The 13,047-nt window shown below is 72.6% G+C and carries 16 protein-coding genes; 11 read left to right on the forward strand and 5 right to left on the reverse strand.

The genetic code is table 11. The annotated features are described in order from the left end of the window. Positions 1-72: 72 nt before the first annotated feature. From AB0I59_RS20105 to AB0I59_RS20130, 6 genes are all read left to right on the forward strand, one after another. Positions 73-1,761 (forward strand): gamma-glutamyltransferase, encoded by a 1,689-nt coding sequence (locus AB0I59_RS20105; protein ID WP_358134722.1) that lies wholly within the window; start codon positions 73-75, stop codon positions 1,759-1,761. Next, on the forward strand, positions 1,754-3,214 hold the full coding sequence (locus AB0I59_RS20110; RefSeq protein ID WP_358134725.1) for an aldehyde dehydrogenase family protein: 1,461 nt from the start codon (positions 1,754-1,756) through the stop codon (positions 3,212-3,214). Before AB0I59_RS20105 ends, AB0I59_RS20110 begins: the two co-directional genes overlap by 8 nt. Before the next feature lie 102 nt (positions 3,215-3,316). Beyond that, positions 3,317-4,030 (forward strand): iron-containing redox enzyme family protein, encoded by a 714-nt coding sequence (locus AB0I59_RS20115; RefSeq protein WP_061261176.1) that lies wholly within the window; start codon positions 3,317-3,319, stop codon positions 4,028-4,030. Continuing rightward, positions 4,030-4,371, forward strand: coding sequence for a Rieske (2Fe-2S) protein (locus AB0I59_RS20120; RefSeq protein ID WP_358134837.1), 342 nt, complete (start codon positions 4,030-4,032; stop codon positions 4,369-4,371). Before AB0I59_RS20115 ends, AB0I59_RS20120 begins: the two co-directional genes overlap by 1 nt. Then, the gene (locus AB0I59_RS20125) at positions 4,368-5,576 is read left to right on the forward strand and encodes an NAD(P)/FAD-dependent oxidoreductase (protein WP_358134728.1); all 1,209 of its coding nucleotides are present in this window, start codon (positions 4,368-4,370) and stop codon (positions 5,574-5,576) included. Before AB0I59_RS20120 ends, AB0I59_RS20125 begins: the two co-directional genes overlap by 4 nt. Positions 5,577-5,589: 13 nt before the next feature. Continuing rightward, positions 5,590-5,952 (forward strand): Rieske (2Fe-2S) protein, encoded by a 363-nt coding sequence (locus AB0I59_RS20130; protein ID WP_061261179.1) that lies wholly within the window; start codon positions 5,590-5,592, stop codon positions 5,950-5,952. 120 nt (positions 5,953-6,072) lie between these two features. Here the strand turns inward: AB0I59_RS20130 and AB0I59_RS20135 are convergent, their stop codons facing one another. After that, positions 6,073-7,926 carry a PucR family transcriptional regulator gene (locus AB0I59_RS20135; RefSeq protein WP_358134731.1) on the reverse strand — a complete coding sequence of 618 codons (1,854 nt, stop codon included), beginning with the start codon at positions 7,924-7,926 and terminating at the stop codon, positions 6,073-6,075. A 238-nt stretch (positions 7,927-8,164) separates the two neighbouring features. Between AB0I59_RS20135 and AB0I59_RS20140 the strand changes: the two genes are divergently transcribed. Then, a complete protein-coding gene (locus AB0I59_RS20140; protein WP_061261181.1) occupies positions 8,165-8,614 on the forward strand; it encodes a GlcG/HbpS family heme-binding protein in 450 nt (149 codons plus the stop codon). A gap of 47 nt (positions 8,615-8,661) precedes the next feature. Here AB0I59_RS20140 and AB0I59_RS20145 read toward each other — a convergent pair whose 3' ends face one another. After that, a complete protein-coding gene (locus tag AB0I59_RS20145; protein ID WP_358134735.1) occupies positions 8,662-9,231 on the reverse strand; it encodes a GNAT family N-acetyltransferase in 570 nt (189 codons plus the stop codon). A gap of 203 nt (positions 9,232-9,434) precedes the next feature. Further along, the gene (locus AB0I59_RS20150; RefSeq protein ID WP_358134738.1) at positions 9,435-9,914 is read right to left on the reverse strand and encodes a MarR family winged helix-turn-helix transcriptional regulator; all 480 of its coding nucleotides are present in this window, start codon (positions 9,912-9,914) and stop codon (positions 9,435-9,437) included. Between the two features lie 116 nt (positions 9,915-10,030). Between AB0I59_RS20150 and AB0I59_RS20155 the strand changes: the two genes are divergently transcribed. Then, a complete protein-coding gene (locus AB0I59_RS20155) occupies positions 10,031-10,213 on the forward strand; it encodes a hypothetical protein (protein ID WP_358134741.1) in 183 nt (60 codons plus the stop codon). 18 nt (positions 10,214-10,231) lie between these two features. On the opposite strand, the gene AB0I59_RS20160 is transcribed toward AB0I59_RS20155, so the two are convergent. Both AB0I59_RS20160 and AB0I59_RS20165 read right to left on the reverse strand, forming a co-directional pair. Then, entirely contained in the window at positions 10,232-10,423 is a 192-nt protein-coding gene (locus AB0I59_RS20160; protein WP_358134744.1) for an SIR2 family protein, read from the reverse strand. Between the two features lie 66 nt (positions 10,424-10,489). Continuing rightward, positions 10,490-10,720 (reverse strand): DUF2000 family protein, encoded by a 231-nt coding sequence (locus AB0I59_RS20165; RefSeq protein WP_358134747.1) that lies wholly within the window; start codon positions 10,718-10,720, stop codon positions 10,490-10,492. Here AB0I59_RS20165 and AB0I59_RS20170 point away from each other — a divergent pair. From AB0I59_RS20170 to AB0I59_RS20180, 3 genes are all read left to right on the forward strand, one after another. Next, complete coding sequence (locus tag AB0I59_RS20170) at positions 10,691-11,146, forward strand: helix-turn-helix transcriptional regulator (RefSeq protein WP_358134750.1); 456 nt, start codon at positions 10,691-10,693, stop codon at positions 11,144-11,146. The genes AB0I59_RS20165 and AB0I59_RS20170 overlap by 30 nt on opposite strands. Positions 11,147-11,206: 60 nt before the next feature. Continuing rightward, on the forward strand, positions 11,207-11,590 hold the full coding sequence (locus AB0I59_RS20175) for an ATP-binding protein (RefSeq protein WP_061261188.1): 384 nt from the start codon (positions 11,207-11,209) through the stop codon (positions 11,588-11,590). 104 nt (positions 11,591-11,694) lie between these two features. After that, complete coding sequence (locus AB0I59_RS20180; RefSeq protein WP_358134753.1) at positions 11,695-12,987, forward strand: aspartate aminotransferase type Ic; 1,293 nt, start codon at positions 11,695-11,697, stop codon at positions 12,985-12,987. The last annotated feature ends 60 nt before the right edge of the window (positions 12,988-13,047 follow it).

The raw sequence follows: 13,047 nt of genomic DNA on the forward strand, positions 1-13,047 counted from the left end.
CCAAGTCCTGGGCCGGATCTCCGGCACTCGTCCCATATCGCGGGGGAAGACGGCGCGCCGAGACTGGGAACCGTGAGCGCGATACGGAAGGAACGCGAAGATCCCGTCACCCGGCCCCCGATCACGCGGCGCGCGCCCAGCGGGGAGGTGCCACTCTGGGACGCGCCGCCGCGTGGGCCCGTGGTCGCGTCGGGCGGGATGGTCGCCGCCGCCCACCCCGCCGTGAGCCTCGCCGGGGCGCGCGTGCTGGCGGACGGAGGCAACGCGGTCGACGCGGCGCTGGCGATGGCCGCGATGTGCTGGATCACGCTCCCCGGACAGTGCGGCGTGGGCGGTGACGCCTTCGCGCTGGTCCGGCGGCCGGACGGCACGGTCGTCTCCTTCGGCGGCAGCGGTTTCGGACCGGACGGCGGCACCCCCGGCTTCTACCGGGACCGGGGCCTCACCGCGATCCCGCTCGGCGGGCCGCTCGCGGTCGCGGTGCCCGGCGCGGTCGCGGCCCTCGCCGCGCTGCACGCCGCCGGAGCCACCCGGGGCCTGGAGGAGCTGTGGCGCCCCGCCGTCGCCGCCGCCGAGCGCGGGACGCCCTGCACGGCCAGGACGCGGGACGACATCGCCGAACATCGGCACGCCCTCGCACGCGACCCCGGCGCTGCCGCGGTGTTCCTCCCCGGCGGGCGGCCGCCGCGCGTGGGCGCGCGGCTCGCCCAGCCGGAGCTGGCCGGGACGCTGCGCCGCCTCGCCGTCGACCCGGCCGACCTGTACGCGGGCGAGCTGGCGGAACGCGCCGTCGCCGCGCTCGCGGACGCCGGAGCGCCCTTCTCCGGGGGTGAGTGGACGTCGTGCGGACGTGCGCTGACCGGCCCGTCGATCACGGGGCGGTACGGAGGGCTCACGGTCCACCAGACCCCGATGCCCACCCCGGGATGGATGGTCCTCCAGCAGGCGGCGTTGTGCGACGGCGTGCTCGCCGGGCTGCCCTGGCTGTCCGCCGAGGCCGTGAGCCGGGCGGCGGGCGCCGCCGCGACGGCCTTCGCCGACCGGCTCGCGTACTGCGCCTCGGACGACGACCGCTGGCGCGTGTTGCTCACCCCCGAGTCGCTCGCCGTACGGCGGGCCGCCCTGGCCGGGCAGGGGCCGCCGGCCGTGAAGCGGTCCCCGGTGCCGGTGGAAGGCGACACCACCTCCGTGGTGGCGGTCGACGGGAGCGGCACCGCGGTCAGCCTGATCCACTCGCTCGCGTTCACCTTCGGCGCCCGGATCACCGTGCCCGGCACCGGCGTCGTGCTCAACAATCGGCTGGGCCGGGGCGCCTACCTCCTGGACGGGCACCCGAACGAGGTGGCGCCGCGCCGCCGGCCCCTGCACACGCTGAACGCCTGGCTGGTCACGGACGACGGAGGACGGCTGCGCCACATCGGGAACACGCCCGGCGGGGACGGCCAGGTGCAGTGGAACACCCAGCTGCTCTCCCATCTGATCGACCACGGCGCCGACCCGGCGCGGGCGGTGGCCGCGCCCCGCTTCACCGTTTTCCCCGGCAGCGACGCCGACGTGCTCGGCCGGGAGCTCGAGTTGCGCTGCGAGTCGCGGCTGGGCGCGGAGACGCTGGCCCGGCTGCGCGGCCTCGGCCACCAGGTACGGGTCCAGGGCCCGTGGGCGGCGGGAGGCAGCGCCCTCGTCGTCTCCATCGACCAGGAATCCGGCGCTCTGCTGGGCGCCGCCGACCCCCGGCAGGACGGAGTGGCCCTCGGTGTCTGAAGTGGTGTCCGGACGCAACCTGATCGAAGGACGGTGGACGCCCGCGCTGTCGGGAGCCGTCTTCGCCCGCCGCAACCCCGCGGACATGGACGACCTGGTCGGGGAGTTCCCCGACTCGTCGGCCGCCGACGTCGCCGAGGCGGTGTCCGCGGTGGCCGACGGGGCCGCCGAATGGGCCGAAGCCGGCGCCGACCGGCGGGCCGAGGTGCTGCGGAGAGCCGCCGACCTCCTGGAGGCACGCAGGGCCGAGCTGACCGCCGAGCTCGTACGCGAGGAGGGCAAGACGCTGGCCGAGGCGTCGGTCGAGACCACCAGGACCCCGCTCAACCTGCGCTTCCACGCGGGGGAGGCGCACCGGATCTCGGGCCGGTCCTATCCCTCAGACGACGGCGGGCTCGTCTACACCTGGCGCGAGCCGGTGGGCGTCGTCGGCGCGATCACCCCGTGGAACTTCCCGCTCAACATCCCGTCGCGCAAGATCGGCCCGGCGCTCGCGGCGGGCAACGGAGTGGTGTTCAAACCCTCGCCGGTCACCCCCCTCATGGCCCAGCGGCTGGTCGAGGCGCTCCTCGCGGCGGGCCTGCCGCCCTGCGCGATCGCCCTCGTGCACGGGGGAGCGGAGGCCGGGGCGGCGGTCGCGGCCGATCCGAGGGTGGCCGCGGTGACCTTCACCGGCTCCACCGCCACGGGCCGTGCCGTACACGCCGCGGTGGGACCGTCGCGACGAGCCCAGCTGGAGATGGGCGGCAAGAACCCGGTCGTGGTGCTGCCGGACGCCGACCTGGACCGCGCCGCGCGGATCATCGTGAAAGGGGCCTTCGGACTCAGCGGCCAGGCGTGCACCGGCACCAGCCGGGTGATCGCCGTGGATCCGGTGCACGATCCGCTGCTGGAACGCGTGGTCGCGCTCGTCGAGGGACTCGTCGTGGGCGACGGCGCGGATCCCGGCGTCGGCATGGGCCCGCTCGCCGCCGACTTCCAGCTCGGCAAGGTGCTCGGCTACGTGCGGATCGGCCAGGAGGAGGGGGCGGAGCTGGTCACCGGAGGGCGGCGCCTGAGCGGCGGCGGCAGGGAACGCGGCCTCTTCGTCAGCCCCGCCGTCTTCACCGGGCTGCGGCCGGAGATGCGGCTCGCCCGCGAGGAGATCTTCGGACCGGTGCTCGGGTTCCAGCGGGCCGCCGACTTCGACGAGGCCCTGTCACTCGCCGCCGACACCGAGTACGGCCTGGCGTCGGGGATCGTCACCCGCGACCTCGGCCGGGCGCTGGCGTTCGCCCGGCGCAGCCGCTCCGGCGTGGTGAAGGTCAACCAGCCGACGACGGGAATGGCGATGAACGTGCCCTTCGGGGGGCTCAAGGAATCCGGGACGCAGACCTACAAGGAACAGGCCGGGCCGGAGATGATGCTTTTTCACACGCAGGAGAAGAGCGTCTATCTCTCCCCGCCCGACTGATGGTGCAACCCGCACACGGAATACGGCCGGACGTGTGCTGTATGGCCGTACGAAAGGACCGCGGGAATTCATAGCGTGGAATACGTCGAAGGGAGAAGGGAAATGCCGGAACTGCTGTCGCGTGAGGATTTCCGCCAGGCGCTGAAAGACTCGATCAAGGGCCGCCAGGCGAAGGACGCGCCGTTCAGCCTGGCCTGGGCCGAGGGCCGGCTCACGCGCGAGCACTTCGCCCGCTGGGCGGAGAACCACTACCACTACGTCGGTCCGTTCGCCGACTACCTGGCCTGCGTCTACGCCAACACCCCGGACCGGTACACCGGGGCCAAGGACTTCCTCCTCCAGAACATGTACGAGGAGGAGTTGGCCGACATCCGCCACACCGACCTGCTGATCCGGTTCGCCGAGGCGTGCGGGACGACGAGGGAGCGGGTCGAGGACCCGGCCAACATGAACCCCGTCACGCGGGGACTCCAGTCGTGGTGCTACGCGGTCGCCATGCGGGAGGACTTCGTGGTCGCCACGGCGGCACTCGTCATCGGTCTGGAGTCCCAGGTCCCGAGCATCTACAAGAAGCAGATCGTCCCGCTGCGCGAGGTCTACGGCTTCACCGAGGACGAGATCGAGTTCTTCGACCTGCACATCACCTCGGACGAGGTCCACGGCGAGCGCGGCTTCCAGATCGTGCTCGACCACGCGGACACGCCCGAGCTGCAGCAGCGGTGCCTGCGGATCTGCCGGGTCGGCGCGGAGATGCGGTTCTCCTACACCGACGCCCTGTACAGCCACTACGTCAAGCCCGGTCTCGTCGCGGCGTGATGACCGCGCGCGAATGGGTCGAGGTGGCCGCGCTGCGGGACCTCGCGCGGCGCGGGCGCACGCTCGTGACCGTCGGCGACGAGCAGATCGGGCTCTTCATGATCGACGGAACGGTCTACGCGCTCCGTGACGTGTGCGTGCACAAGCAGCGGTCGCTCACGAAGGGCACGATCCTGCGGGGCCGGGTGATCTGCCCGGGCCACCAGTGGGCCTTCGACCCCGCGACCGGCCGGGCCGACGGGCAGGACAGATGCCAGCCCACCTACGAGGTACGGGTCGAGGACGGCGCGGTCTTCGTGGACCCCCGTCCCCGGACGCTCGCGGCGGAGGAGAACCGGTGATCCGATCCGTCATCGTGGCCGGCGCCGGCCAGACCGCCGCGGTCGCCGCGCGGACGCTGCGCCGCAGGGGCTTCGAGGGTGACGTGCTCCTCATCGGCGAGGAGCACGTCGCGCCCTACCAGCGCCCGCCCCTGTCGAAGGAATACCTCGCGGGCGAGGAGAGCGGCGGGGACCTGTGCCTCCTGTCCGAGGAGTGGTGCGGCGACAACGATGTCGAGCTCCGCCTCGGGACGCGGGTCGCGGCCGTGCGTGGCGCGGAACGCGCGGTGGAGCTGGCCGACGGCGCCGTTCTGGGCGCCGACGCGCTGCTGGTCGCCACCGGAGGACGGCCCCGCCGCCTGCCCGGAGTCGAGGGCGAGCGGGTCAGGTACCTGCGGACCGTGGCCGACGCGGACCGCCTGCGCGCAGACATCCGGCCCGGCGCCCACGTGATCGTCGTCGGCGCCGGGTTCATCGGCTCGGAGGTGGCCTCGACCGCGCTGGCGGGCGGTGCGAGGGTGACCGTGGTCGAGCGGGCCGATCACCCGCTCGCCCACGTCCTCGGCGCGCGGATGGGCGCGGCGTGCGCGGCGTTGCAGCGGGCGTCCGGCGTCGACCTGCGCACCGGCGAGACCGTCCGCGAGTACGCCGAGTCCGGCGGCCACGCCGCCGTGCTGACCGGCTCCGGGCGGGTGATCGAGGGCGACGTCGTCGTGGTGGGGGTCGGCATGGTTCCCAACGTCGAGCCGCTGGCCGGGTCGGGGATCGAACTCGACGACGGCGTCGTGGTCGACGAGTACTGCCGCACCAGCGCCCCGGGCGTGTACGCCGCCGGGGACGTGGCCCGCCACTATCACCCGCTGTTCGACCAGCGGATCAGGGTGGAGCACTTCGACCACGCCAGCGGCCACGGCATGGCGGCGGCGAAGAACATCCTCGGACAGCGCGTGCCGTACACGTCGCCGCACTGGTTCTGGTCCGATCAGTTCGGCCGCAACCTGCAGTACGCGGGCCACGCGCGGGAGTGGGACGAGATCGTCGTACGCGGCCGGGTGGAGGAGTTCGACTTCGTCGCCTTCTACCTCGACAAGGGCGTGCTGCGCGCCGCGTTCGGCATGGACAGGGGCGGCGAGGTGGCGGTGGCGAGGAGCCTCGTCGCGGCCCGTGCCGTACCCGATCCGGCGGTGCTCCGCGACGAGGACACCGACCTGACCGAACTGCTGTGAGGAGAGAGAGCCGATGGACTACCAGCGTGTGGCCAGGTCGGGCCAGGTCCCCGACGGCGTCGTGCGGCGGTTCTTCGTGGGCGAGGCCGAGATCGCGGTGGCCCGCTGGGAGGGCCGGGTCTACGCGATGTCGAACTACTGCACCCACCTGGACTGCCTGCTGTCGTCCGGCCACGCCACCGAGGACGGCCTGCTGTGCTCGTGCCACGGCAGCGTCTTCGCGTACGAGTCGGGCGAGCCGGTCACGCCGCCCGCGACCCGGCCGATTCGCGTGTATCCCGTGAAGGAGGAGGACGGCGAGATCCTGGTACGGCTCCCGCCGGACGCCGCCGCCGCGGACGGCCCCCGAAGGAGGCGCCTGGGCGCGCCGGGCTGACGGTCGCCGGCCTGACGGACGCGGGGCTCGGCGGTGCGGGGCTCGGCGGTGCGGGGCTCGGCGGTGCGGGGCTCGGCGGGCGGCGAGGAGGCCGCCCGTCGAACCCGATCGTCCTACCAATCAGACCGCGAGCACGTCCTCGGCGGGGGGTGACAGCTCGTCCGACAGCGCCCCGGTCACCGACGCGAGGGTGTCGATGTGGTGGGCGAGCCACACCATGAACTGGGTGTCCGCCGACCGGATGTCCATGCGCAGCGCCCGCGAGGCCCGGTCGAGCTTGTACAGCATCGTGTTCCGGTGCAGCTTGAGCATCCGGGCCGCGGCGTTCAGGTTGCCCGCCGACTTGATGTAGGCGATGACCACCTGTTCCAGGTCCCCGGTCTGGCTGTGCACCCGGCGTAGCGCCTGCAGGATCTCGCGGGCGAACGTCCGGCCCTCCTGGCTGCCGGCGACCTCCCTCAGCGCGGCGTAGACGCGCAGGTCGTCGTAGCCGCACACGGGCGAGGCGCCGGTGTGCCTGGCCAGCCCCATCGCGACCCGCGCCTCGTAGTAGCTGGCCGCCACCCCGGCCGCGCCGTGCCCGGAACGCCCCGAGGTGACCCGGACGTCGTCCCCCAGGTGTGGGCGCAGCGCGCGGTGCAGTTGCTGGGCGAAGTGCGCGACCGCGTCCTGCTCGGCGAGCGGATCGGCGTGCCCGGCGCCGTCCGAGATCTGCCGGATGACCACGACGAAGGTGCCGACGGCCGCGGCCATCGTCCAGCGGCCCGCCACGGGCTCGACGGCCTGGGCGATCCGCGTCACCGCCGCGGCCCTGCGCTCGTCGCGCCTCCCGGTGGGCAGCAGCGCCGCCGCGGTCACCGCGAGCACGGCGAACCGGCCCGCGACGTCGAAACCGTGATGGCGGGCCCGCGCCTCCAGCTCGTGCGGGTCGGCGAACCTGCCGTGGACGAGTGACTCGACGAAGTCGCCCTTCGCCCGCTCCTCCGCCGCACGGATCGAGCGCTGGCGCAGCATCTCCGACCCCGTCAGGGTCGCACCGTGCTCGGCGATCACCCGGTGCTGGGCCAGATCGTGCTCGTCGGGCGGGCAGGACGCCTCGATCAGGACCAGCCGGCCGTACAGGTCGCCGCCGACCACGATCGGCGCGATCATGACGTGCGTCGCCTCGGAGGAGCTCTCCCGCCGCAGGTCGAGCTCGATCAGGCCGACGGCCGTCTCGAAGCCGTCGCGTGGCACCCGCAGCTCGGGCAGCCGCTCGGCCAGCAGGCCGCCGATCTCGCCGGGGTCCGGACCCGGCGAGCCGAACCGGGCGCAGGCGAGCGTCTCCCCGTCGGCGTCCATCACCATCACCGGGCAGCGCGCGAGACCCGCGACGGCCCGCACCATGGCGGGGATGCCCGAACCGCGGGCGAGCACCTCCGCCAGCGCGCGGTGCACCCGCGCGCTGTACTCCAGGACGTGGGACGTCTGGGCGAGCGCCTTCTGCCCCACGAGCCTGCTCACCACGCGGTAGTCGGCCTCTCCGCACAGGAGGAGCAGCGGGAGCCGCGCCTCGTCCGCCGCCTTCGCCGCCCCGGCCAGCTCGGGGAGCGGACCTGGACCCTCCGGCGGCGGCCAGGCCAGCAGCGCCGCCGCGCCGCGCAGGTCCAGCTCGGCCACCAGCCGGCCCGGTTCCTCCGCCCCGGCCAGCGCCGTGGTCGGCAGGTGGACGGCGACGCCGGAGAGGTCGCGGGGCAGCGTGGCACCGTCCGCGACGGTGGGGAGACGCACCTCCGACAGGGGCAGGCACCAGGAGACGGTACGGCCCAGCCCCGCCTCACCGCCGAGCAGGCGCCCGCGCAGCGGCGGTTCGGCCAGGAGCGCCCGGATCGGGACGCGTCCGTCGCCGTCGCCGTCGATGCAGTGGTAGCGGTCAGTGTCGTCAGTGTCGCCGGTGTCGCCGGTGCCGTCGATGCGCTGCTGCGGATGTGCCATGTGCTCAATTCCCGTCCCGCTGGTTCGGCAGTTTGTACGTTGCCCGGGGTCAGGCTCTCTCCGAGACTGACGGGTGGGACCGATGCCGTCCACGGCGGGAGGAGCTCTTCTCAGTCTGGGTTTTCGCCGTCTTTTCAGCAATAGCCGGGGACAGTGGGCGACAGCCGATTCCGGGGGCGCGGGATGCCGCGTTCGGCGTGCGTTCACGGGATCCGGTCGTGCCACCACCGGAGGAAATGTGCACCTTGTCTATCGGTTGACTCTTGAGGACGCCCTGGTCATGCTGACGGCCGCCGAGGAGGAGGCCCGGCGGATCGGCGTCAGGGAGACCATCTGCGTCGCCGACGACGGCGCTCATCCGATCGCCCTGCACCGGATGACCGGGGCGAGGCTCACCGGCGTCGAGATCGCCATCGCGAAGGCGTTCACCGCCGCGGGACACCAGCGGGACACCCACAGGTTCAACGAGCCGCCGGACGGCCCCGCTCTGCCCGGCAATGAGGCGTTCGGCATCGCCCACATGCACCCGGGGAGGTTCGCCGTCTTCGTGGGCGGGTTCCCGATCGTCCACGAGGGCCAGGTGGTCGGCGCGGTCGGCGTCAGCGGCGGGAACGGCGCGCAGGACAAGGCGGTGGGCGCCGCCGCCCTGCGCGCGTTCAGGGAGAAGGTCGCCGGCACCGCCCCGTGACCGCCGGGCACGGCGGTCACGGGACTGCGCCGACGTGAACCGGCTAGTTAGACGCCGAACGGCGCCGCGTACACGATGGTGCCGCTCGGCACCGGCAGCGTGCCGTCGAACACCAGCGCCATCATCGCCTCGTCGGGCACGTCGAAGGACGGGTGGATCCCGTACGTCGAGGCCGGGGTGAACCCGAAGCGCGGATAGTACTCGGGGTGGCCGAGCACCAGGACGAGGTTCTCGCCCATGGCGCGGGCCGACGCCAGACCGGCGCGGATCGCGGCCGAGCCCGCGCCCCGTCTCTGGTACGCGGGCAGCACGGCGCACGGACCCAGCGCGAGGGCCGGGGCGTCGTGGACCTGGGAGCCGGAACCGGAGCGGACGTGGCAGCGGGTGAGCAGCGAGTATCCCGCGACGGTGCCGTCGGTGTCCTCGGCCACGATGGAGAGGCCGGGCAACCACGCGGCGTCGGCGCGCAGCGCCTCGACCAGGTCGGCCTCCAACGGGGTGGGGAAGGCGCCGAGGGTGACCGCGCGGATCGCCGCGGCGTCCCGCTCGGTCTCGGGGCGGGTGGTCCAGATGCCGGAAGAAGAATCGGTGAACACCAGTGTGAAACCCTTTGTCATGAGGGCCCCGGCGATGTGGAAGAGATCAGCCGAAGGCCGGGAACGTGAGGAAGGACCGGAAGCCGCGCGTGGCAGCCGTCATCACGGTCATCAACCTCACCTCCCTCAAGGGGTCAGAAACCGGCGGATCCGCCGGGCAGAACGCGCTTCTCGTGCCGATGAACGTAGCACAGCTGTTCGGCCCCGACTCATGGAACGCGGTGCTATGCCGCTCCATGGCCGTTGGCGGAGTTGGCGGCGGCGATCACCCGCATCAGCGACTCGTGCAGGTGCTGGAGCTCGTCCAGCCCCATGCCGAGCCGTGCCACGATGGCCGGGGGAATCTTCTCCGCCTCGGCCCGCAGGTCCTTGCCGGCCGCGGTGAGGACGACGGCGAGGGCCCGCTCGTCGTTCGTGTCCCGCTCGCGGCGGACGAGCCCGCCCGCCTCCAGGCGCTTGAGCAAGGGGGAGAGGGTGCCGGGATCGAGCTGGAGCATCCGGCTGAGGTCCTTCACCGCCAGGGGCGCGTGCTCCCAGAGGGCCAGCATGACGAGGTACTGCGGGTGGGTCAGGCCCATGGGCTCCAGGAGCGGCCGGTAGACCGCGATGACGTTCCGGGAGGCGACGGACAGGGCGAAGCACACCTGCCGCTCCAGGGACAGGGGGTCCGGAATGTCGGCGAAGTCACTCACATGCACCTCCATGTAGGCGTGCTATAAAAGTTAGTATACAAATGGTTTGTACACCAATTAATCATGACGTCGTGAGCCCTCCTCCCGCACGCGGGATGAGTCACCTGACCGGAGGTAAGGTCGTGGCCTTGAGACGGAAGAGCCTCGAAGAGCGGATCGCCGAGCGCCAGGCGCAGCGACCGACTCTGGTCGGCACGGGCAAGCATTTCGAGCATGGCCCGGCCAAGTTCATCTTCATCTTCCTGATCGTGTTCATCGTCCTGGGCCACCTGCTCGGGCTCGTCCTGCTGATGTGGATGGACATCACCTGAGCCGCTCCGTCGACGACCTCACCCGGACAGCCGGGCCAGTAGGCCGGGGACGGCCTGGCCGATCGGGTCGCGTACGACCTCGGCGGCCAGTTCGTCGTACGGCGTGGGCTCGCCGTTGACGATGACCAGACGGGCGCCCGACTCGACCGCGATGCGGGCGAGCGAGGCGGCGGGCTGGCCCTGCAGCGAGGTGCCGATCGTGACGAACACCGCACTGCGCTCGGCCGCGTCGACCGCCTCGCGGAGTCGGCCAGGTAGCGGGCGGCCCGGCGCGGCTCAGTTGTGCAGGGACATGCCCTTGAGAACCTTGTCGACGTCGTTCCTGCGGCCGTGGACGGCCAGCCCCACGAGCCGCAGCTCGGCGGCCTCCCGGACCGCCGCGCGGTTGTCGTCGTCGTTGCCGGTCTTGAACATCTCCTCGGTGTAGAGGGCCGTACGGATGTCCCGGGTGAGCGCCCGCGCGTGCGCCTGGGCGAGTTGCTCCTGGGTCGCCGCGAAGACCAGCACCGGCTGGCGGAACAGCGGCAGGTAACGGTTCCCCTCCCCGCGGGCGGGGTCACCTGGTCGCCGCCCCGGCTCACGGGCTCGCGCGACGTCGCGGAACGCGCCCGCCGGTTTCTGGCCGAGTCCTACCGTACGGACATCGGCGCGGCCGAGCTCGCCGCGGCGGCAGGGGGCAGCAGGTTCGCCGTCTACCGCGCGTTCCTGTCGGCGTACGGCATGGCGCCCAGCGACTACCAGCGTCAGCTGCGGATGCGGGAGGCCAAGCGGCTGCTCGCCGGGGGACGGACGGTCGCCGAGACGGCCGCCGGGGTCGGGTTCGCCGACCAGAGCCACCTCACCCGCTGGTTCGTGCGCTGCTTCGGGATCACGCCGGGGCGCTACCGGGCGGCGGTGATCCCGGCCAAGGCGAAGTCTCCTACTTTCTCGTGACATCTCAGGTAGATCGTCACGCGTCATCTCTGTAGGGGGCGCAGAGAGCGGAGGTCGTTGATGAACGTCACGGGGGATCGGGTGGCCCGGCTCGCCGGGGGACGGGAGCAGGTGGTGCGGGCACGCAGGCTCGTGTCCGCCGCCCTGGGGAAGGACCACCCGCTGCACGACGACTGCGTCCTGCTGACCAGCGAGATCGCCACCAACGCGGTGGTCCACTCGCGGTCGGGTGAGGGCGGGTCGTTCACGCTGACGGTGTCCCGCACGGACGCGGGGGTACGCGTCTGCGTGCAGGACGAGGGCTCGGCCGATCCGCCGTGCGCGGGCCACGCCGTACCGAACGGCACCGGCGGGCGGGGCCTGCCGCTGCTCGACGCGCTGGCGGCGCGATGGGGGATGATCCGGGAGGCGGGCCGCAACCAGGTCTGGTTCGAGATGGCCTGACCGAGGCGCCGATCCCAGGGGGGTCGGGGGACGGGCGTGGTCGCCTTCTATCCTCGGAATCGCCGCGCTTTCCCCCCACCATGACCGATCCCTAAGGAAGACCCGTGACCTCATCGAACCTCGGCGACCGCGACCGGCTCGTCGCCGAGCACGACCGCGCCCTCCACGACCACGCCGCCCTCGTGGCGCGTGGCCTGTCCCTCGACCTCACCAGGGGCAAGCCCTCCGCCCGGCAGCTCGACCTGTCCGAGGCCCTCCTCGCGCTGCCCGGCGAGGGCGACCACACGGCCGCGGACGGCACCGACTGCCGCAACTACGGTGGCCTTCAGGGCCTGCCGGAGCTCAGGGAGATCTTCAGCGGACCCCTGCAGGTGCCCGCCGCCCAGCTCGTGGTGGGCGGCAACTCCAGCCTCGCGATGATGCACGACACCGTCGTCCAGGCGTTGCTCAGCCGGCTCCCCGGCGCGGAGCGCCGCTGGGTGGACGAGCCGCGCGTCGCCTTCCTGTGCCCGGTTCCCGGGTACGACCGGCACTTCGCCCTGTGCGAGCGCTTCGGCATCGAGCTGATCCCCGTGCCGATGACGCCAGAAGGCCCCGACATGGACGTCGTCGAGCGCCTGGTGCGCGAGGACGCGCAGGTCAAGGGCATCTGGTGCGTGCCGAAGTACAGCAACCCCGACGGCGTCTGCTACAGCGACGAGACCGTGCGTCGCCTGGCGGCCATGCCGACCGCGGCCCCCGACTTCCGCGTCTTCTGGGACAACGCGTACGCCGTTCACCACCTCGCGGACAGCCCGGTGGAGATCGCCGACATCCTGGAGCTGTGCGCGGAGAACGGCAACCCGGACCGCGTCTTCGTCTTCGGCTCCACCTCGAAGATCACCCTGGCCGGTGCCGGCGTGGCCTTCTTCGGCTCCTCGCCCGCGAACGTCGCCTGGCTGATCGGCAACGCGGCCAAGCAGACCATCGGCCCCGACAAGATCAACCAGCTCCGCCACGTCCGGTTCCTCAAGGACGCCGAGGGCCTCGCCGCGCACATGCGCCGCCACCGCGACCTGATCCGGCCGAAGTTCGACGCGGTGATCCGCATCCTGGACAAGGAGCTGGGCGGCACCGGCCTCGCCTCCTGGTCCGACCCGGCCGGCGGCTACTTCATCAGCCTCGACGTACCCGAGGGCTGCGCCCGCGAGGTGGTGCGCAAGGCGGCCGAGGCCGGCATCGCGCTGACCCCCGCCGGCGCCACGCACCCGTACGGAGACGACCCGCTGGACCGGACCATCCGTGTCGCGCCCACGTATCCGGACCTGGAGGAGCTCGAACTCGCCATCGAGGGCCTGGCCGTCTGCGTGCGCCTTGTCGCCACCGCCAGGCTCATGGAGCGCGCCTCGGGGAGCTGATCGGTTACAACCGCGCCGCACCGGGCAGTCGAAGGTCCTCCCAAAAAGGGGCGGAATGTC

Source organism: Microtetraspora glauca (assembly GCF_040656155.1).
In the GTDB taxonomy this organism is placed as follows: domain Bacteria; phylum Actinomycetota; class Actinomycetes; order Streptosporangiales; family Streptosporangiaceae; genus Microtetraspora; species Microtetraspora glauca.

What these genes read in the sequence shown, in the direction of transcription:
- AB0I59_RS20120 (WP_358134837.1), top strand. Translation starts at nt 4,030, where the DNA reads ATGACCGCGCGCGAATGGGTCGAGGTGGCCGCGCTGCGGGACCTCGCG.
- AB0I59_RS20175 (WP_061261188.1), top strand. Translation starts at nt 11,207, where the DNA reads ATGAACGTCACGGGGGATCGGGTGGCCCGGCTCGCCGGGGGACGGGAG.
- AB0I59_RS20115 (WP_061261176.1), top strand. Translation starts at nt 3,317, where the DNA reads ATGCCGGAACTGCTGTCGCGTGAGGATTTCCGCCAGGCGCTGAAAGAC.
- AB0I59_RS20145 (WP_358134735.1), bottom strand. Translation starts at nt 9,231, where the DNA reads ATGACAAAGGGTTTCACACTGGTGTTCACCGATTCTTCTTCCGGCATC.
- AB0I59_RS20150 (WP_358134738.1), bottom strand. Translation starts at nt 9,914, where the DNA reads ATGGAGGTGCATGTGAGTGACTTCGCCGACATTCCGGACCCCCTGTCC.
- AB0I59_RS20135 (WP_358134731.1), bottom strand. Translation starts at nt 7,926, where the DNA reads ATGGCACATCCGCAGCAGCGCATCGACGGCACCGGCGACACCGGCGAC.
- AB0I59_RS20130 (WP_061261179.1), top strand. Translation starts at nt 5,590, where the DNA reads ATGGACTACCAGCGTGTGGCCAGGTCGGGCCAGGTCCCCGACGGCGTC.